This is a genomic window from Chitinophaga qingshengii (assembly GCF_014529935.1).
In the GTDB taxonomy this organism is placed as follows: Bacteria; Bacteroidota; Bacteroidia; order Chitinophagales; family Chitinophagaceae; genus Chitinophaga; species Chitinophaga qingshengii.
Window position 1 is genome coordinate 1816269 of the sequence record NZ_JACVFC010000001.1, and the last position, 20926, is coordinate 1837194.

At 48.7% G+C, this 20926-nt stretch carries 16 protein-coding genes; 10 read left to right on the forward strand and 6 right to left on the reverse strand.

The window, feature by feature from the left end:
- Nucleotides 1–21 precede the first annotated feature (21 nt).
- The 5 genes from ICL07_RS06890 (at nt 22) to ICL07_RS06910 (ending at nt 5619) form a co-directional block, all read left to right on the forward strand.
- On the forward strand, nt 22–2856 hold the full coding sequence (locus tag ICL07_RS06890) for a S9 family peptidase (protein ID WP_188087183.1): 2835 nt from the start codon (nt 22–24) through the stop codon (nt 2854–2856).
- Nucleotides 2857–3067: 211 nt separating this feature from the next.
- Complete coding sequence (locus ICL07_RS06895; protein ID WP_188087184.1) at nt 3068–3889, forward strand: helix-turn-helix domain-containing protein; 822 nt, start codon at nt 3068–3070, stop codon at nt 3887–3889.
- A gap of 38 nt (nt 3890–3927) precedes the next feature.
- Entirely contained in the window at nt 3928–4380 is a 453-nt protein-coding gene (locus ICL07_RS06900; RefSeq protein WP_188087185.1) for a GNAT family N-acetyltransferase, read from the forward strand.
- A 27-nt stretch (nt 4381–4407) separates the two neighbouring features.
- Nucleotides 4408–4911 carry a cupin domain-containing protein gene (locus ICL07_RS06905; protein WP_188087186.1) on the forward strand — a complete coding sequence of 168 codons (504 nt, stop codon included), beginning with the start codon at nt 4408–4410 and terminating at the stop codon, nt 4909–4911.
- 87 nt (nt 4912–4998) lie between these two features.
- Nucleotides 4999–5619, forward strand: a complete 621-nt coding sequence (locus tag ICL07_RS06910) for a DUF4230 domain-containing protein (RefSeq protein WP_188087187.1) — start codon at nt 4999–5001, stop codon at nt 5617–5619.
- Here ICL07_RS06910 and ICL07_RS06915 read toward each other — a convergent pair whose 3' ends face one another.
- The gene (locus tag ICL07_RS06915) at nt 5620–6339 is read right to left on the reverse strand and encodes a hypothetical protein (RefSeq protein WP_188087188.1); all 720 of its coding nucleotides are present in this window, start codon (nt 6337–6339) and stop codon (nt 5620–5622) included.
- 415 nt (nt 6340–6754) lie between these two features.
- On the opposite strand from ICL07_RS06915, the gene ICL07_RS06920 reads away from it, so the two are divergent.
- Nucleotides 6755–9367 (forward strand): S8 family serine peptidase, encoded by a 2613-nt coding sequence (locus tag ICL07_RS06920; RefSeq protein ID WP_188087189.1) that lies wholly within the window; start codon nt 6755–6757, stop codon nt 9365–9367.
- 286 nt (nt 9368–9653) lie between these two features.
- Nucleotides 9654–9971 (forward strand): RNA recognition motif domain-containing protein, encoded by a 318-nt coding sequence (locus ICL07_RS06925; protein ID WP_188087190.1) that lies wholly within the window; start codon nt 9654–9656, stop codon nt 9969–9971.
- A 224-nt stretch (nt 9972–10195) separates the two neighbouring features.
- Here the strand turns inward: ICL07_RS06925 and ICL07_RS32600 are convergent, their stop codons facing one another.
- The 4 genes from ICL07_RS32600 to ICL07_RS06945 all read right to left on the reverse strand — a co-directional run bounded on the left by ICL07_RS32600 (nt 10196) and on the right by ICL07_RS06945 (nt 13839).
- The gene (locus ICL07_RS32600; protein WP_188087191.1) at nt 10196–11527 is read right to left on the reverse strand and encodes a dihydrolipoamide acetyltransferase family protein; all 1332 of its coding nucleotides are present in this window, start codon (nt 11525–11527) and stop codon (nt 10196–10198) included.
- A gap of 70 nt (nt 11528–11597) precedes the next feature.
- Nucleotides 11598–12845, reverse strand: coding sequence for a CinA family nicotinamide mononucleotide deamidase-related protein (locus ICL07_RS06935; protein ID WP_188087192.1), 1248 nt, complete (start codon nt 12843–12845; stop codon nt 11598–11600).
- Nucleotides 12846–12897: 52 nt separating this feature from the next.
- Nucleotides 12898–13308 (reverse strand): acyl-CoA thioesterase, encoded by a 411-nt coding sequence (locus tag ICL07_RS06940; RefSeq protein ID WP_188087193.1) that lies wholly within the window; start codon nt 13306–13308, stop codon nt 12898–12900.
- A gap of 111 nt (nt 13309–13419) precedes the next feature.
- On the reverse strand, nt 13420–13839 hold the full coding sequence (locus ICL07_RS06945; protein ID WP_188087194.1) for a DoxX family protein: 420 nt from the start codon (nt 13837–13839) through the stop codon (nt 13420–13422).
- A gap of 232 nt (nt 13840–14071) precedes the next feature.
- On the opposite strand from ICL07_RS06945, the gene ICL07_RS06950 reads away from it, so the two are divergent.
- From ICL07_RS06950 to ICL07_RS06960, 3 genes are all read left to right on the forward strand, one after another.
- Nucleotides 14072–17152 carry a tetratricopeptide repeat protein gene (locus ICL07_RS06950; protein WP_188087195.1) on the forward strand — a complete coding sequence of 1027 codons (3081 nt, stop codon included), beginning with the start codon at nt 14072–14074 and terminating at the stop codon, nt 17150–17152.
- A 69-nt stretch (nt 17153–17221) separates the two neighbouring features.
- Nucleotides 17222–18871, forward strand: coding sequence for a porin family protein (locus ICL07_RS06955; protein WP_188087196.1), 1650 nt, complete (start codon nt 17222–17224; stop codon nt 18869–18871).
- 114 nt (nt 18872–18985) lie between these two features.
- Nucleotides 18986–19945: an HU domain-containing protein gene (locus ICL07_RS06960; RefSeq protein ID WP_188087197.1), complete on the forward strand. Its 960-nt coding sequence runs from the start codon at nt 18986–18988 to the stop codon at nt 19943–19945.
- A gap of 3 nt (nt 19946–19948) precedes the next feature.
- Here the strand turns inward: ICL07_RS06960 and ICL07_RS06965 are convergent, their stop codons facing one another.
- Nucleotides 19949–20845 carry an SDR family oxidoreductase gene (locus ICL07_RS06965; protein ID WP_188087198.1) on the reverse strand — a complete coding sequence of 299 codons (897 nt, stop codon included), beginning with the start codon at nt 20843–20845 and terminating at the stop codon, nt 19949–19951.
- Nucleotides 20846–20926 lie beyond the last annotated feature (81 nt).

Below are 20926 nucleotides of genomic sequence, written 5' to 3' on the forward strand. Positions count from 1 at the left end.
AAAAATGTATACTTTGCGGGTATGAGAAATATGTTATTGGCCCTTTCCCTGCTGGGGGCCTCTTTTGCTTATGCCCAACAACCTGCCAAAAAGCCGCTGGACCATACCGTATATGACAGCTGGCAGAGTATCGGCACTAAACTGATCAGCAACGATGGACAATGGGTGGTATATACCATCACTCCGCAGGAAGGCGATGGTTCCCTGGTGATCTATGACCGTAAAACAGGCCAGTCCCATACCTTTTCCCGTGGCAGCAGCCCGGTGATCACCAACGATTCCCGTTACGTGGTATTCAGCATTAAACCGCTGTTTAAAGACACCCGCGAAGCCCGTATCAAAAAGAAAAAACCGGCCGAAATGCCGAAAGATTCCATGGGCATTGTAACACTCGCCTCCGGCGACCTGCAGAAATTCCCGGGCATCAAATCCTTTAAAACACCCGCCAAAGGCAGCGGATGGCTGGCTTATCTCGCCGAAAAACCCGCCGCCGATACCGCTAAAACCAAAGGCAAAACGGAGGCTAAAAAAGCCGATACCGACCGTGCCGACGACGATAAAAGCAGCAACGATAAAAGTGAAAACGGTACCCTCGTTATCCGTCAACTGAAAGACGGCAGCCAGGATTCCGTTAAAAACGTGGCGGAATACACTTTCAGCAAACCCGGTAACAACCTGCTGGTAGAAATTACGTCCGATAAAAAAGACTCCCTCTCCCGTACCGGCGTACTGCTGTGGCATACCGCCACCCGCAAAGCTGATACGCTGAGCCGCGGCTACGGCGATTATAAACAGTTCGCCTTCGATGAAAAAGGAGAACAGGCCGCCTACTTCGGTACCCGCGACAGCGCCAAATCACTGCAACAGTTCTACCAGCTGTTTTATTATAAACCAGGACAGGACAGCGCCATCACTGCTGCCGATAAAAACAGCAGCGGTATTCCCTCCCGCTGGACCATCAGCGGCAATAGCCTCATCTGGTTCAGCAAGGATGGTCAGCGCCTCTTCTTTGGCACCGCCCCCATCCTGCCGGTGAAAGACACCAGCATCGTGGATTTTGAGGTAGCGAAAGTGGATATCTGGAATTACAAAGATGATTACCTGCAACCCATGCAGCTCAAAAACGCTGATAAAGAACTGAAAAGAAGCTATGCCGCCGTTTATTATCCTGGTACCAAACGTATCCTCCAGCTGGGCGACCAGGACCTGGAAAACGTGGTAGTACCGGCAGAAGGTAACGGCCGCTATGCCCTGGGTTATTCTGATAAAGGAGAAAGAATCCAGCTGCAATGGATTGGCCGCACCCTCAAAACAGGCTATCTGATCAACATGGAAGATGGTTCCCGGAAAAAAATCAAAGAAAAACTGGATGGGTTCTATTCCATCTCCCCTGATGGCCAGTATATCGTGTGGTATGACCTGGCAGACAAACAGTACTTCTCCTATCATAATGCTACCGGTGCTGTAGTAAACATCAGCAAAAATATTCCCACCAAACTGTTTGATGAAGAAGACGATCATCCGGACGTACCCGAACCTTATGGCATAGCCGGCTGGCTCAACAACGATCGCTTCGTATATCTTTATGACCGCTACGATATCTGGGAAGTAGATCCTACCGGTAAAACAGCGCCTTCCATGATCACTTTTGGCAAAGGACGCTCCGGAAAAACCCGTTTCCGGGTACTGAAACTGGATGAAGAACAACGTTTCTACAATCCCGGCGATGTACTGGTACTCAGCGCTTTCCAGGACAGCAGCAAATACAACGGGTACTATTCCCTGAAACTGCGTGATAAAAATGAGAAGCTGCGCCGTCCACAGGAGCTGGTGCTGGCACCTAACAGTTATCTCGATCTTGTAAAAGCCAAAGACGCCAATGCTTTTGCGTATACCCGGGCCAGTTATACCGAATCGCCCAATGTGTATACCGGCGAATTGAATAAAGCGGTGAAAATCAGCAACACCAATCCACAGCAACAGGCATACAACTGGGGTACAGCCTCCCTCTATAAATGGACTACCTTCACCGGTAAACCGTCAGAAGGTATTCTTTATAAACCTGAGGATTTTGATCCCAACAAAAAGTACCCGGTTATTTTCTACTTCTACGAGAAGCTGACCGACGGCTTGTACAGCTACCAGGCGCCTGCGCCTACGCCTTCCAGGCTGAACATCTCTTTCTTTGTGAGCCGGGGTTACCTGGTATTTGCACCGGATATTACCTATGAAAACGGCTATCCGGGCAAGAGCGCCTACGACTACATCGTGAGTGCAGCCGAAGATCTGGCCAAACAACCCTGGGTAGATGGTAAAAACATGGGTATCCAGGGGCAAAGCTGGGGTGGTTACCAGGTTGCTTTCCTGATTACACAAACCAATCTTTTCAAAGCTGCCTGGGCGGGTGCGCCGGTGGCCAATATGACCAGCGCCTATGGCGGTATCCGCTGGGAAAGCGGTATGAACCGCCAGTTCCAGTATGAACACTCTCAAAGCCGTATCGGTGCTACCCTGTGGGATAAACCGGAGCTGTATATCCAGAACTCGCCGCTGTTTAACCTGCCTAAGGTAAATACGCCGGTGGCTATTATGGCTAATGATGCAGATGGAGCAGTTCCCTGGTACCAGGGCATCGAAATGTTCACCGGTCTGCGTCGTTTAGGCAAACCAGTGTGGTTGCTGAACTATAACAACGAAGCCCATAACCTGGTCCAACGCCAGAACCGTAAAGACATCCAGCGTCGGGAACAACAGTTCTTCGACCACTTCCTGAAAGGCGCTCCGGCGCCACAGTGGCTGGAATCCGGTGTTCCTGCTACCGAAAAAGGTATTAACTGGGGTTTTGATGTAAAATAGATCCCGTATTTCCATCATAAAAAGCCTGCATTGATCGTATCAATGCAGGCTTTTTTGCAGGGGTTATTGTGAATCAGGCAGATATATCAAATTCAATTAACATTTTTAAATATTGGATTTAAAACATATATTTACAATGAATAATCGCCACTTTAGCGTATGGTGTGATTTGCAGCGATAGCGATATCCAATAACACCTATTTTATTACCTATGAACTTCCATATCTGCCAACCCGGAGATGCACTGCGTCCTTTTGTCAAAGCTTTTTATTACTGGGAAGATGCTTCCTGTGGCCCGATACAGCTGCCACCGCATTTGTTTACGCTGGGCGACCAGTACATGGTATTTATGGCTGAAGGAGAAGCCACGATACAACCGGCGGCCCATGCAGCTTTTACGTTACCGCAGCATGCCGTCACCGGTCACTTTACCTGCGCCTGCCACCTGCAGGTAAAAGGGCCTGTGAAGATGGTGGTGGTGCAATTGAACGCCTATGGCTGTTACCGGTTGCTGGGTATGGACAGTGCCTCTTTCACCAACTACTACCGTAACCTGGACCTGCATGAAAACCCGGTATGGGCACAGCTGGGAGCCAGTCTCCGCCAGTTGCAGGAACCGGCTGCCATTACCACAGTACTGAACGGTACCTATCATCAGGTATTGCAGGCCAACGCACCCTGCCTGAAACAGGCCGATGAAATGGTAGATTACCTGCTGGCCAGACATGGAAACATTAGAATGGAAGAACTGGCGCAAACTTTTCAGCTGTCCAGGCGCACACTGGAGCGCTTGTTTAATCAGGTGATAGGCATGCCGCCGCAGCTGTTCGTGCGCATGGTGCGCTTCCGGAACGCCCTGCTGGCCTTGCAACAAACCAATACCACCGTACAGTCTACCGCCTACTACAACCAGGCTATGTTTATACAGGACCATTTGTTGTTCAACGGAGAGATGCCTTCCTGGTACAATATGCCCGCCACTATTGCCCACATGCCCGCTGCAACGATGCAACAGGTAGCAGTGGCCAGTTAGAAAAAAAAGGCTACATTTAGTAACTAACGTTACTAACCATGACAACTGCGATTTATATTGTTAAAGACGGAGACTATACTATTTCAACCGATAAATCGAGGCTCGATATTAACGTTATACACGGTTTTCTGGCCAACGAATCTTATTGGGCACAAAATATTCCTGTCAGTGTTGTGGAAAAGACGCTGGCAGGATCTTTATGTTTTGGGTTGTATCATCGGGACCGGCAAATTGGTTTTGCCCGATTGATTACCGACATGGCATCTTTTGCTTACCTGGCAGATGTGTTTGTGATACCCGATTACCGGGGCAAGGGACTTTCCAAGCTGCTGATGCGGGCCATACTGGAACATCCTGAATTGCAAACGCTGCGGAGATGGATGCTGGCTACCACCGATGCGCACGGGTTGTACCGCCAGTTTGGTTTCACGGAGTTACCGAATCCGGAGAAATTTATGCAGCTTCATCACCCGAATGTATATACGAAATAAACGATTCAATCAATTATACTACCCCATATGCAATATTCGGCTGCCCATTGGCGCGATCAATTAAAACTGCACCCACATGTGGAAGGCGGCGCCTTCCTGGAAACCTACCGTTCCGAATGGATGCTGGACATGAGCACCCTGCCTGCCGGCATGGGCGGTAACAGGAATGCTTCTACCTGCATCTATTTTCTGCTGGAAGAAGGACAGTTTTCCGCTTTTCACCGTATTGCCGCAGATGAGATCTGGCATTTTTATGATGGTCAGACGCTGACCATTTATGAAATTGAGCCAGGCGGCCGGCTGCATGTACATAAACTGGGCCGCGATATACAGAACGGTGAAAGCCTGCAGGTGATCATTTATGCCGGCAACTGGTTTGCCTCCCGGGTGGAAGTGCCCGGCGGCTACGCCCTGACCGGCTGTACCGTTGCTCCCGGCTTCGACTTCGCAGATTTTGAGCTGGCAGACAAAACCACCTTACAGGCAGCCTATCCACAACACGCAGCCCTGATTGACAGCCTTACCCGGTAATCTAACGTTAACGCCTATACTCCCGGCTTTTTAGTATTTTACAGCCGGAGCGGGTGATATATTACCGGCTTTGCTCAAACAGTCCGCATGAAAAAGATCCTCTATATTGTACCCATTGTACTGCTCGCCATCCTGCTTTTCTGGTTGGGCAAACGTTCCGGTACCACCCAGGTTAGTGAACAAGTGATTTCCAACAGCCTTATTGTAAAAGAGATTGCCGAACTGGCCAGCCTGGATGTACAGGGCGTGTCCAACATCAAAAGGAGCAACATTGAAGGCGATGGAAGCTGGAGCGATAACCTGAAAAAAGCATTCATGGAAAATACCGTCTGGGTATCTATCCCCTATCAGGCCAAATATGGGGTTAATTTAGACGGACAACAATTTAAAGTGGAAGTGAGCGATAAAAAGATCATTGTTCGTTTGCCGGCGCCTAAACTGCTCAGTTATGAGCTGAAGGTAGATCGGATGGAAACCTCCAACCGCAAGGGCTGGCTGTTATCCCAGGACGATGAGACCTATACCGCCGCACAAAAGCAGTTATACCAGACTTCCCGCAGCCAGCTGGAAACCAACCAGATCTATATTCAACAATCCAAAGACAAAATCCGGAAAGTGATGGAGCAGTACTATGCCCCTTTCCTGAAAGACCATACCCTTGAGATACAGTTTGATGGCGTTTCCACCGCCAAACCGGCACTGAACTGATCAAGCGGCATTTAAGGCAATATACCGAACCAAACTGCGTTTGGCCACCGGTAACAGGGTTTCATTGACCGGGAGCACCAACGGTGTTTCCACACAATATACTGCCGGGTTGGGCAGTTGATTGTTTTTCCGGATGAGAATGGTCTTAATATGTTCACAGGTATGTACCAGGTCCTTGGTATAAGCTTCCAGGTATTGCGTACGGATACCACGGTATTGTTCATCGTGCCGTTCAAAAATGGTGAGGTGGTAGCTGTATACCAGCGTATCACTGTAACGGCCATCACACAACAGCAGGTAACCGGCGGTATTTTCCAGGGGTACCAGTCCCACTGGTGAAATGTGCAGTTTATCCTGTACAAACTCGTAGATCTCCGTACCGTCGCGGATAGTGTCGTTCATCGCTGCCAGTCCGTATGCAATGATATCCTCCAGTTCCTGCATCATTTCGTCGTCCTCACTTACTTTTTCATATAACAGCATTAGTTTTTCCAGGTCGATACCGGTCAGCCGTTTCGGGAACTGTTGTTCCATCAGTTGTTTATTTTCTCTGAAAGCGCGAAGGTTGTTGAAATGAAAGACGATATCCGCCAGTTGGGGGTACAGCTTGTTCTGATTAAAGGCACGGTGAATGTCCTGCAGGTAGGATAACAAGGTGTATTTCTTCAATTCGAAGTCAATATAGCCGTCGGCAAACCAGGTTTCGCTAAGCGTTCCCATAAAGATGAATTTAATGGTCCTATCTTAATTTACGAAAATTTAGGGACAAAAGAAAGGTCACTTCCCTTGTTTTTTATGTTTAAATTATTCTTTCCAGGTATGAAATTCTGCTTTCATATCTCAAAAAGTTTTGCTAACTTTTATGGCCGAAATAATTAGTCCGTATTGTGACCTTCTACACCTATGTGATCTATTGAAAACCTCTTGGATTAACCTGTGAATGCGGTCTGATTATTAGCCAACGCGTATCCGATAACACCTAAAAACAAAGAGACAATTTATTTCACGCTGATGTAACAGATGTTCCATACAAGCGGCATTCCCTTGCCTGTAGTTGTGAACTGCCGGATGGCGGTTACAGGTTTGTTATGCCTGATCCTTCATGCAATTATTTTCCTCAAACAAAACCTTTCACATGAAAAAAATTCTAGCCATTGGCCTGTTGGCCGTCTTTGTGATCCTGGGTATCCTGTCGTTTAAGCAGGTATCCCACCCCATATTCTACTATACCTTTTCTACGAAAAAGATGCTAAAAATCCATCCTGACAAGGTGTTGGTGCGTTACCGGGATAAGGTCGCCAGGCAAACTGCTTCCGCCCGCATACAGCAGCTGGCGGCCGGTTCCCGGGAAGACTGGGTAGATGCCCGTACCGTGGTCATGGACCTGCCTTCCAAAAGCAATGCAGCAGGATTAATGGAAACACTGCGACAGCAGCCGGATGTGATCACCACCCATCCTATATATCTGGCGGATGATGTGGAAGAACTGGGGCTGACCGATGAGTTTATGGTGCAGTTCCGGGAGGGCATATCTTCCGTTTACATTGACAGTTTGAATAAGGCCTATGGAGTTACTATCCTTAAAAAGGCCTCCTTTTATTACCTGCTGCAAGCACCGGCAAACGCCAATGCCATGGACATTGCCAACCAGTACCAGGAAACGGGCATGGTTAATTTCTCGCATCCCAACTTCATCATGAAGCCACAGGTGAATGCCTATATTCCGAATGACCCCTATTTTTCTTCCCAGTGGAATTTCCGTAATACCGGGCAGCTTCTCAATGACGGGCATACCGGTACGGCAGGCGCCGATATTAAAGCCCCGGAGGCATGGGATATCACGAAGGGTAATAGTTCCATCGTGGTAGCCGTGATAGATGAAGGAGTCACCCCCAATCATCCGGACCTGCCTAATTCCCGGCAGGTAAGGCTTCCAGGCAGTAATTTTGGTGATGGTGACCCCAATGATCCGTCTGCTACCGGTAACATGAATCACGGGAATGCCTGTGCGGGTTTGATTGCCGCCACCCAGGACAACAATGAGGGTATCACCGGGTTAGCACCGCTGTGCAGGATTATGCCAATCCGTATTTTCCGTAGCAATGGGGACGGCGTGGCGGCCAACCTGATAGCAGATGCGCTCACGTTTGCCTATCAACATGGCGCCGACGTGATCTCCAACAGCTGGGGATTCAGTTCTGCAGATAACAACCTCGTTCCCGCCATTGTTACCGCCATTCAGAACGCAACCACTCAGGGTCGTGGCGGCAAAGGCTGCGTAGTGGCATTTTCAGCCGGCAATAATGCACAAAACAGCGCTGGTAACCATGGTTATGTTGGTTTTCCATCCAATGTAAACATTGATGGCGTATTGACTGTAGGCGCTTCCGACCGGTTTGACAGGCAGGCGGAGTATAGTCCGTTCTCTCAACCGCTTCAGGGCCGTGGCAGCATGATTGAGGTAGTGGCACCCTCGCACCGTGCTTATCCCACTCAGATATCCGGCGAAACGCTGGAAATATGGAGCATAGATGTTCCGGGTAATACCGGTTACAATCCCTGGTCTGATTATGACATTGTACCACCGGCTATCGGAGAGCAGTTGCCTTCCGCCGGTACCAACTTCAATGCGTATACCGGCCGCTTTGGCGGCACCTCTGCCGCTTGTCCGCAGGTGGCAGCACTGGCAGCGCTCATTTTGTCTGTGAATCCTAACCTGACACAGTTACAGGTGTACAATAACATCACCGGCTCCGCCGATAAAGTGGGAGGTTATAATTATGGCAGTACCGGCGCTAGCTTTGAAACAGGCTATGGCCGGATTAATGCGTACCAGGCTTTGCTGAAAACACTGTCCGCCATGAAACCTACTTTCTCTGCATCCAACCCCGCAAATATCTGCGGAGATGCTACTGCGAATTTCAGCATTACCCCTGTACCACAGGCCACCAGTTATACCTATACTATAGAAGGCGGCGCAGCAGGCGCCAATGTTGTTTTTACAACCAATAACCAGCTGACGCTGACTACTACAGCGACGACCGTCAGCCTGACTTTCCCGAGTATAATGGACAGTTATTATAGCCGGCTGTATGTAAAGGCAAACTTTGGCTCTTATTCCACCGCCAGCAACGATTTCCTTTTCTCTTATGTAGCCTACAATGTTCAATGGACTCCTGATTTTACCTGGAGCCATTGCGGAGGCCCGGGCGATTACTTTGATGTGGCTGTGACACCGCTGGCCGGTGCAAGCGCCTATTACTGGTATATCGATGACTTTTTGTATGATGTAACCACTGGTCCAAATTCCATCTGTGGTTCCTATAATGGAGAAAAAATACTGATGGTACAGGCAAAGACGACCTGTGGCATGTCCGCCAAGATGGGTGCAAACATCCCCTGCGCTTATGGACCAGCCCTAGCCAGAAACGTCAATAATGTGGTATTGTACCCTAATCCTGCTACCAGTGCCGTGACGGTGAATCTACTCCCGGTACCACCGGCTGCCAAAGATCAGAAAAAAGTACCGGCCACCGCGAAAATGGACAGTAAAACGCAGCAACCGGTTGAAAGCATCCGGCAGATCCTGATCCTCGACAAAATGGGTAACCGGAAGGGACAATATCAGTATCCGTCAGGGGTCAAAACAGCGACGATCAGCATCCAGCATCTTCCTAAAGATGTCTATTATCTGCAGGTATCTGATGGGGTGCATCAAAGCAATTTGCCGCTGATCAAAACAGAATAATGCTACTTTTTTAGCCGGTAAACCGGTGTAACATGGGACGGTAAAGGGTATTTACCGTCCCATTCATATAAAAAATAAAAACAATAACTATCATTTTAAGGGAACTAAACAGCAACTATTTCAACATGCATAAAATCATGTACAATATTGACTGTAAAGGGTTTCCAGGCAATTGGGGATTACCAGGACCACACCCTTGAGAAATATTTTTCAACCTTCATTAGTTTATTGATGTTTATTTCCTAACTTCAGTATATTATTTTTCATTTTTTTAATTTCAGTTATCATGAACATTTACGTAGCCAACCTGCACTACAGGTTGACCGATGAGGACCTGCACCAGATCTTCAGCGATTATGGAGAGGTTACCTCCGCTAAGGTTATCAAAGACCACGAAACAGGTCGTTCACGCGGTTTTGGTTTTGTGGAAATGCCTAATCAGGAAGAAGGAGCTAAGGCTATGGATAGTTTAAACGGCAGCGAAGTAGAAGGCAAACAATTAATGGTAAACGAAGCAAGACCTAAACAGCCGAATAATAATTTCAAAGGTGGTGGTAATCGTGGTGGCGGAGGAGGATATGGCTCCCGCGACCGTCGTTACTAAACCCTTATTCGGGCAAAAAGAATTTAAAGAGGCGCTTTAACCGGCGCCTCTTTTTATTTTGGGATTTTTTGATTTACGGATTTTTTGATTTCGGGGATGATAAAACCGATGATCATAGCGAATATAAAAAGCCCCTAAGCAATTGGTTGCTTAGGGGCTTTTTATATTCGCTATAATGATTCCCGAAATTCCAAAATCCGTAAATCAAAAAATCTCAAAATATCTCAGATGCTTCTTTTCGGATCGAAGTTTTCCAGTTCCTGGGCTACTGCGGTGAGGAAAGTAGCGCCGAGGGAGCCGTCTACGATACGGTGATCGTAAGACATGGAGAGGTACATCATATGGCGGATAGCGATAGAGTCGCCTTGTTCCGTTTCCACTACCACCGGGCGTTTTTTGATGGCGCCTACAGCGAGGATGGCTACCTGCGGCTGGTTGATGATGGGGGTTCCCATCAGGCTGCCGAATGTGCCTACGTTGGTGAGGGTGAATGTACCTGACTGTGTATCTTCCGGTTTCAGTTTATTCTGACGGGCAGCATTGGCCAGGCCGTTAACCTGTTTGCTGAGGCCTACCAGGTTGAGCATATCCGCGTTTTTAATCACGGGTACGATCAGGTTGCCGGAAGGCAGCGCGGTAGCCATGCCGATATTGATATCTTTTTTGATAATGATTTTATCACCATCCAGCGAGCAGTTGATCAGCGGGAAACGTTTGATACATTTCACGATGGCTTCCACGAACAGCGGGGTGAAAGTCAGTTTTTCGCCTTCTCTTTTTTCGAACTCTCCTTTTACGCGATCGCGCCATTTCACCATATTGGTTACATCGGCTTCCATGAAGCTGGTTACGTGCGGGCTGGTTTGTTTGCTCATCACCATGTGATTGGCGATCAGTTTACGCATACGGTCCATTTCCACAATTTCCACGTTGCCGTTATAGGTAGGGGAAGCAACGGTAGTGGTAACAGCAGGCGTGCTGCGTACTGCCGGTGCAGCCACTGGTTCTGCTACAGGCGTTACATCAGGAATTACTTTTCCTTCCCTGCGATCCGCTACATATTGCAGGATATCCTTTTTAGTGACACGGCCGTCGCTACCGGAACCCGGAATTCTTTCCAGGTCGGCAAAGCTGACGCCTTCCTGTTGCGCGATGGTGAGCACGAGCGGGGAATAGAATCTGGCGCCGCCGGCAGCAGGGGCTGCGGCGGGAGCTGCAGCAGGCGCAGCGGAAGGTACAGTAGCAGCGGTGAACCTTGGTTCGGCAGCCACCACCGGTGTGGCAGGTACAGGTGCAGGATTGGCCGCTGCATCGGCATTGGTATTGATACGTGCAATCACAGTGCCTACCGGTACCACATCATCTTCCTTGAAGAGTACCTCAGCGATAACCCCTTCTGCGATGGAAGGAACTTCGCTGTCCACTTTGTCCGTAGCAATTTCCAATACGGTTTCATCCACTTTTACGTGATCGCCCGCCTTTTTATGCCAACGCAAAATGGTGGCTTCCATGATGCTTTCTCCCATTTTTGGCATTACCAATTCTACAATGGCCATAAGATTGTTTTTAGCTTTAATGTGGACAAAAATAAGGGAATTGTATCAATTCAATCTGCCGTTCCCGGGCTTATTCCAAAATGAGCTTGCGCAGCTCATTCATGGCGTAAACAGCGGTCATCTGTGTATTTCGTTCCCGGTCGTACCGCAGCTGGTATTTTACCGTCGTCGTTTTTTCCTGGCTGCCTACCGCCACCCATACGGTTCCTACGGGTTTTTCGGGGGTACCGCCGTCGGGCCCCATGATACCGGAAACCGCGATGGCGTAGTCTGTTTCCAGCAATTGGAGCGCACCGGCAAGCATTTCCTTCACCGTTTCCTCACTGACCGCACCATGTGCCTGCAACGTTTCCGCCTTTACCCCCAACAGCTTCATTTTCATTTCGTTGGCATAAGTAATGGCACTGCCTTTATAATAGGCAGAGCTACCGGGGATAGCCGTGATCCAGGTGGATATTTGTCCGCCGGTACAGCTTTCAGCAGTACCCACTGTTTTACCCTTTGTTTTCAGCAGGTTGCCCAGCACCTCTCCTATGCTGATATCCTGGTCGGTGACCGTGATATCGGGCAACAAGGCCATCATTTCATGAAAATGCACCGTCAGTTCGGCCGCAGTGGTTACCTTGTCCTCCCCGAAAGCGGTGAGCCGCAGCTTCAGCAGGCTGTAGCTGGGCAGATAAGCCAGTTTGATATGCGGGGGCAATTTTGCTTCAAAAGCCGTCAACCGCTCCGCCACAAAGGATTCACCCAGCCCGGAGGTAATGAGCGTTTGGTGCATGACGGCGGGCGTATTAAAATGTGCCGCCAGTTGTGGCAACACATAACTTTCCATAATGCCTTTCATTTCATGCGGCACACCGGGCATAGACACATATATCTTCCCGTCTTTTTCAAACCACATACCCGGGGCGGTACCTCTTTCGTTGGCAATTACCGTACAGGATTCCGGTACCATAGCCTGTGCCACGTTGCGTTCCAATATCGGCAGTCCGCGGCTTTCAAAAATATGCAGTACCCGCTGCAGTGTGGCCGCATCCTGTACCAATGGCGTCTGGAAATATTCGCAGAGCGTAGGCTTGGTGATATCATCGGCCGTAGGCCCCAATCCACCGGTAATCAATATAATATCTGATAGTTCGGCTTCTCTGGCCAGGTTGGACAGGATATCTTCCCGTACATCGCCAATGGCTACACGCCGATGCACCCAGATACCCAACGCATTGAGTTCCTGCGCCATCCAGGCCGAATTGGTATCGATCGTTTGTCCTATCAGCAGTTCATCCCCGATGGTGATGATGCTGGCGGTTATTTTGCCCATAGTTAATCAAATGTCAAATGGCGGATATCAGTTGATCATCCGCCATTCGTAATTATTTAAAAAATGGTTCCAGCCGTTCTTTCAGTGCTGCCGGCAGGCCGGCTTTCTGTTTTGTTTTCACATCAATGAACACCAGCGTGGTAACGCCTACATTGAGCAGTTCCCCTTTTTCATTATACAATTCACTATGAAACTGTATCCGGGAACTTTTGGGTAGTTCTTTTAATATAGTCTTGACCGTTATCAGGTCATCGTAATAGGCCGGGCGCAGGTATTTTACATTCAGTTCCGCCACCGGCATGATCACGCCCTGTTCTTCCAGTTCCCGGTAGCTAAAACCCAGCTCCCGGATGGCTTCTGCCCTGCCTACCTCATAATACAGGCCATAATTGCCATAATAGAGATATCCCATCTGGTCTGTTTCTCCATATCGTACCCTGATCGTCGTTATACTGCTAAACATGATTCCATTTGTTTATTTTGATATTTTGTCATTTTTATATTTTTTTATTGGAGTATGCCTGGGTATTCTTTCAATAAAAAAATATAAAAATAACAAAATCCCTAAATGGGGCTATTTTCCAAGGGCGCCATCGATCGAGAACTTTCCGGGACCGGTAAACAGGATAACCAGGAAAGCTGTCAGATACATCAATGGCAGTTCTATCTTATCAAAATTAAAAGCCAGCAAGTCGGGCCGGTGTATCATCCCTACGATCACCCCCATGAGGATCACCAGGGGCACTGCGGCCAGCCTGGTCAGTAGTCCCAGCATCAGAAAAATCGAGCAAAAAACTTCTGCAAAAACGGTCATTCCCAATGAAAATTTATGTCCCACACCCAAAGGATCAGGAAAAGAATTCATTTTGGCAGCAAAATTGATCAGTTTGGGCCATCCGTGCAGTAGCAGCAAGCCGCCGAACATCAGCCGCAAAATCAGCATAGAAAAGCTCACTGCACCGCCGGTATAGCCGGTTGAGAATAGTTTTCTCATAGTAGGTAAGGTTTTTGCGCTATAAAAATATTTGGCGCAATATAGCGCAATAGCCTTTGTCGGGCAGCCGGAGTTATCCACATTGTTGGAAAACCGATCAGAAAAGAAAGGATATAACTTTTATATTTGCCTGGTTTGTGTCCCTGATACTGTTCCGTATAATACCTGGCGGGAAAATATTTCCGGCAGGGATTCGTTTTAAACGCATAATTCAAGATATAACAGCTAAAGCATGCACTTCATAAGAAAAGTTTATATTCCAGGACATCTGTACTTATCCATGCTGACTTTCGCCGGCGCAGGTATCGCAGGATTGCCCGCCGCCCACGCGCAGCAAACGCGTATTTACACCGATCCGGAAAAAGTATTCAAAGATGCACAACAGTACTTCCAGCAGGAAAAGTACAGCGTATCTATGCAGCTTTTCAAGCAAACGATCGATAACATCGATTATTTCCATGAAACCAACCGCGACCTGGTAAAGTCTGACGCCTATTATTATTACACTGTATGCGCCCTCAAACTGGGACAGGACAACGCAGAAAAAATAGCGCTGGAATACCTTAAAATATTCAACAACAACGCCCGCGAACAGCTGGTAAGCTATCAGCTGGGAAAATATTATTTCCATCAGAACCGGTTCAAAGACGCTATCCCGCTGTATGAAAAAGCCAGCATCGACAACCTCTCCAACGCAGAAATTGCCGAAGCGAAATTTGAACTGGCCTACTGTTACTTCAACGTCAAAGACTTCCAGAAGGCACAACCCCTGTTCGGCGGCATCCGTGAAATACAGGGCAAATACTATCTGCCGGCCAACTACTACTATGGCTTTATCGCTTACTACAACCACCAGTACGGCGATGCGCTCAGCAGCTTCCAAAAAGTAGTGGAAGATCCGAAGTATAAAAATATTGTTCCCTACTACATTGCAGAGATCTACTACTTCCAGGGCAAACACGACCAGCTGATCACCTACACCGAGCCATTGCTGCGGCAAGGTGGCCAGTACTACGAAGCAGAAATGAAACAACTGCTGGGTAAAGCCTACTTTGAACGTAAAGACTATAAAAAAGCATTGCCCCTGTTGCAGGAGTTCCAGGATAATTCCGAGGAAGTACGCAATGAAGACATCTACCAGCTGTCATATTCCTACTATCAGACCGGTAATCTCAACAAAGCCATCAGCGGCTTCAAACAACTCAGCAGTTCCAAAGACTCGCTGGGCCAGAACTCCATGTACCTGCTGGGTGACTGTTACCTGCGCACCGGCCAGAAAGCCAATGCCCGCAATGCTTTCGCCTTCAGCGCCAACAACAGTTCCAATGCTCAGCAACAGGAAATTTCCCGCTTTCACTACGGTAAACTCTCCTATGAGCTGGGCTACCAGGATGCAGCCCTCAATGAACTGACCCAGTTCGTAAAAACTTACCCCCAGTCAGCATACAACAAGGAAGCCCGCGAAATACTCGTGAGCCTCTTCATGAATACCAACAACTACCGCGACGGCCTGGCTACCATTGAACAGATCGGTGATAAAAACCCGACTGTACTCAAAGCGTATCAGAAAATAGCCTACGGCAGGGCTACAGAGCTGATCAACGATCAGCAGCTGGCGGAAGCCGATCGCCTATTGGACATCGCCATCAACAATCCATATGATGGGCAGACCAAACAGCTGGCCCAGTTCTGGAAAGCAGAAATAGCGCTGCGCCAGAACAAAACCGATAAAGCGATCACTAACCTGAACGCCTATCTGAGCAGCAATCCGCCGGTATCCGGCGAAGCCAATGCCCAAACAGCCAGCTATAACCTGGGTTACAGCCTGCTGAAACAGGACAAATATGCAGAGGCGCTGCCGCACTTTGAAACCGCCCAGAAAGCCAGTGGCCCTAATGCTACCCGGATCGCCAACGATGCCGCCCTGCGTGCGGCCGATTGTTACTACATGCTGCGCCAGTTTCCGAAAGCATTGTCGCTGTATGACCGCGTCATTAACAACAACGAGCCCGGCGCAGATTACGCTATCTATCAGAAAGCCATCATCCTGGGCCTGCAAGGCAAACAGGCAGATAAACTCGCCCTGCTCAAACAGCTGGGTAACAAGTTCCCCAGCTCTGATTTTGGTAACCAGACAGACATGGAAATCGCCAACACCTACCTGGCACAGGAGAAATACAACGAAGCGATTCCTTACCTGGAAAACGTACTGCAGAAACAACCCAACGGCGCCAATGCCCCCAGGGCACTGCTCAAACTGGGATTGTGCTATTATAACAAAGACAATGAAAGCAAAGCCCTCGCCTATTACCGTCAGGTGGTAGAGAAATTCCCGGGATCACCGGAAAGCAATGAGGCGCTGCAAAGCATCAAGTCTATCTACGTAGGTCAGGGTAAAACAGACGACTACCTCGCTTTCCTGAAAGCCAGCGGCCGCACCGTTACCGCTACTGCGGAAGACTCATTAGCTTATTCCGCTGCGGAAGCCCGTTTCACCAACAACGACTGCTCCGGCGCCATTGCCGCCTTCAACAGCTACATTCAGAAATATCCCAACGGTCAGTTTATTCTGCCGGCGAATTTCTATAAAGCCGAATGTTCCTATAACAACAAGGACTACGCCAGCGCGCTGCCGGCGTATGAGTTTGTGCTTTCCCGCAACAACAGTCTGTATGCTGAGCGTTCCGCCCTGCAGGCCGCCAATATCAACTTCTACCAGAGTAAAGACTATAACAAAGCGCGTACTTACTACCTGCAACTGCAGGACCTGGCTACCAGCAAGGAAAACAGCCTGGCTGCCACCAGAGGTTTATTGCGCAGCAATTACCAGTTAAAACGCTGGGATGAAGTAGGTAACTATGCAGAAATGTTGTTGTCTACCGCCAATATCAGTACCGACGACCAGATCATCGCCCATTTCTACCTGGGTAAAGCGCAGAAACAAGCCAAACAATTTGCCAACGCCATTACCGAATTCAAAACAGTGGCAGGTATGACCAAGTCAGAAACCGGTGCAGAAGCCCGTTATGATATGGCTGACTGTTACCTGCAACAGAACGACCTGGCTGCCGCAGAGAAAGCCGGTTTCGATGTTATCAAAAACACGCCTTCCTACGATGTGTGGGTGGCTAAATCATATATCCTGCTGGGCGATGTGTATTTCCGTCAACAGGACTACTTCAATGCCAAAGCAACTTTCCAGAGCATCGCTGAAAACTGCCCTATTCCGGAGCTGAAAGCCGAAGCCAAAGAGAAATTTGTCAAAGCAGAAGCAGCAGAAAAAGCAGCCGGAAAAAAACCGAAGAAACAGTAGCCATTGAAAATTTACGAATTTTCGGATTTTGAAATTTTGAGATTTCGGGAATTAAGACCAAATAGAAACATGAATATTCTCAACATACATCGCAAACGCGCTTTTATCATAGCAGGCATGAGCCTTGCAGGCATCCTTCATCAGCAGCAGGCCTGGGCACAGGAGCCGCTGAAACAGGAAACGATCGATATCATTTCCACCAATCAGCCTAAACTCCGCGACGCCTATAAACTGAACCTGACGGCCTCTCTGCCAAGCGTAGATACCAGCAGACCTGTGCTGACCTACAAAGTACCGGCACTGAACCTGAACTTCATGTACCAGGCCGCTCCCCTGAAACCGCTGGCATTGGGCAAAGACTCCCTGTCGCTGTTGCAGAACAACTTTATCAAACTGGGTTATGGCAATTACAAAACGCCATACGTACAGGCTGGTTTCGGCAGTGGCCGTAAAGATGTGTACAACTACGGCCTGTTTGTAAATTATACCAGCTCGCAAGGCAAGGAAATTGCTGACCAGAACTACAGCAACCTCAATGCGCTGGCTTCGGGTACTTACCTGTTGCCCGGAATGCAGCTGGACGCGAGCCTTGGTTATGACCGCAATACCATCCACTACTATGGTTACAACCATGATACGCTGAAATACGACAAAAAAGATATTGCACAGACTTTCAATACCGTGACCGCACAGGTAGGCCTCAAAAACCGTCCGCAAAACGACTGGGCATTTGAGTTTCAGCCCACGGTAAAGTTCATTGCTTTCAACGATTCGTATAAACGTACAGAGAATACCTTCATCGCCAAAATACCCGTGCGCAAGCAGGTGTTTGAAGACATCTATATCAAGGCAGAAGGCGTTTTTGACCTGTCTACCTACAAACAGGATAATAACCGCACCATCAACAACAATGTGGTGGCCATTCATCCTTCCGTAGACATCATTAAACCCGGATTTGTGCTGCATGTAGGCGTAAATCCTACCTGGACCAACGACAAGTTTTACCTGCTGCCGGACATCGTGAACGAATCGCACCTGGTACGCAAAAAACTGATCCTGAGCAGCGGATGGATTTCCTACTTCGATAAGAATTCCTACCGCAACCTGGCCAATAAAAATCCGTTCCTGAATGGTTTGATGGACGGCATGCTCAACACGCGTGTAGAAGAAAAATATACCGGCATCAAAGGTACGCTGGGCGGACATTTCAACTACAACACCAAATTTGCGTCCGTTACCTGGTATAATATGCCGTTGTTTGTGAATGACTCCGCAGACATGAAATATTTCACCACCCGTAACGAAGCGCAGCTGCGTGCTTTCCAACTGCATGCCGAGGTGGGGTATATAGAAGAAGAGAAATTCCAGGCAAGGGTTAGCTTCGACTGGTATAATTACAACAAACAGGAGACAGAAGTTAAACCCTGGCACCTGCCTCCTTTCCAGGGCGACCTGTTTGTACAGTACACCTTTGCTAAGAAGCTGCACCTGAATGCCGATCTGTTTGCGCTCAGCGGCAGTTATTATCAGTTGCCCAACAAGGATTTTGGCAAAACCAACGGCGCCTGGGACATGAATGCCGGCGCTTCCTATGACATCGGTAAAAACTTCAACCTGTGGTTGAACGCCAATAATATCTTCAATTCCCATTATCAGCGCTGGTACCTGTATCCTACCTATGGTTTCAACATCGTAGGCGGAATTATGGTGAAGTTCTGATTTTGAGTTAATTTAGTTGCTCGCAACGACACGAAGCAGCAAAGACGCAAAGATGATGATTTGCTGCTTTGCTGCTTCGTGGCTTTTCAGAATATTAACCGACAAACATCTCTCATGTTGATACTACAGCAATATATCCAGGAAGTACTGTTCAGGCAGCGGATTTGTGTTGTTCCCCACATCGGTACGTTTTCCATCCAGCATTTTCCCGCCCGGTATAACGCCGGTGCACAAACGTTGTTGCCTCCCCGCGACCAGGTGGTTTTCACCCAGACGTGGCAGGACGACGGCTCCTGCCAGGAATGGATAGCCCTGAAAGAGAACCTGGTACCCGCTGTAGCCCAAAGGAAACTGGAGAAATACATAGAAGAATTTAAGGCCGCCCTGCAACCCGGGCAGGCCCTGGAATTGCCCGGCATCGGTAAGTTACAGGGTGATTTCGCCGGTAACCTGCATTTTTATGCCGAAGAGTTACCGGTAGACCCTGCCGACCTGCCTCTTAGCCCGGTACAACGGCAGGAACCCGCTGCTCCCCCTGTAGTGGCGCCTACGGCCGCCCTGACGCCGGTGGAGCCACCTATGCCGCCGGAGACGCCGGTAGAGCCGGTTATGACCGAGGAAGAGGAAAATACGCTGGAAGCGGTAACAGAAGGCAGTATTTTCAAATGGTGGTGGGCCGTAGGCGGTGCGCTTATTTTGCTGGGCGGACTGGCAACCTGGTGGTATATCGGCCGTCAGGGCGGTGACCATGAGGTACCCGCCGGCGCACCAGCGGTATTCGTTATAACAGACACCACTCAGCACCATAAAACCGACAGTGTCGCTACAGCGCCGGCCGTATCAGATTCCATCTCTTATTTCATTGTTCTGGATGAGTACCAGGATAGTCTTTCCGCTGCCAAAAAGAAAGCTACGAGAGAAAGCTGGGAAAAGGAAAAAGGTACGGTGTTCGTGACATATCACCGGGACAACCGCTATAAAGTAGCCTTACCGGTAACATCCTTACCGATAGATACCACCAGTGAGTTACAGGCCGTAAAAAGCAAGTACGGCAAGGCCTACCTGGAACATTGATCCTTATTTGATCTCTGCCGCTACGATATCCAATCCTTCTGCGAAAGTATGAGGCTGATATCCCAGTTCCTTCACTGCCTTATCGATGATGAGACCGGTTTTAGCCGGGCGGGCAGCTGGCTGGGCAAAGCTTTTGGAGCTTATTTTTTCGATGAGGCTGGTATCCAGCTGAAAGTATTCAGCCGTTTTGAGCGCCATATCATAAGGAGACAGTACTTCTTTCCCTGAAATATTAAAAACACCGGTTGCTTTCTTTTCCGCTATCAGCAAGCATCCCTGCGCCAGGTCCTGGCAGAGGGTAGGCGTACGCCACTGATCATCCACCACTTTTATCTTTTTACCCTGCTGCAGGTTATTTTTTACCCAGGTAATCATGTTACTGCGGTGTGGATCGTTGGACACGCCGTATACCAGTACGGTGCGCACGATAGCCCATGACAGCTTGCTGTTGCGCACGAGGCGTTCTGCCGCTGCTTTGCTGGTACCGTAGTAGTTGATGGGATTGACCGGGGCTTCTTCATCATAGGGACCGTTGAGGCCATCGAACACAAAATCTGTAGAGAGGAAGATAAAGGAAGCATTTACTTTTTCCGCCGCATTGACCAGGTAACGGGTAGCGCCTACGTTGGTATCCCAGCAGGCGTCTTTGTTTTTCTCACAATCATCAACCTGCGACATAGCCCCGCTGTGGATAATCAGGTTGGGCTGATGTTTCTGGACCAGCTGCTGTACGCTGCCGGCATCCCGCAGGTTTACTGCTTCGTAAATGTAATGGTCGCGTTGAGGGGAACGGTTAGCACCTCTGCCTGTGGCTATTACATCGTATGTCTTGTTTTGGACGAATACCGGAATCAGATGCTGTCCCAGGAGTCCGTTACTACCTGTAATTAATACCTTCATAATGCCATATTAGTACGCTGTCTTTAAAGATAAGAAAAAATAGCTGTCGGCATTCAGCAATTAACGCCAGCGGCGGATTTT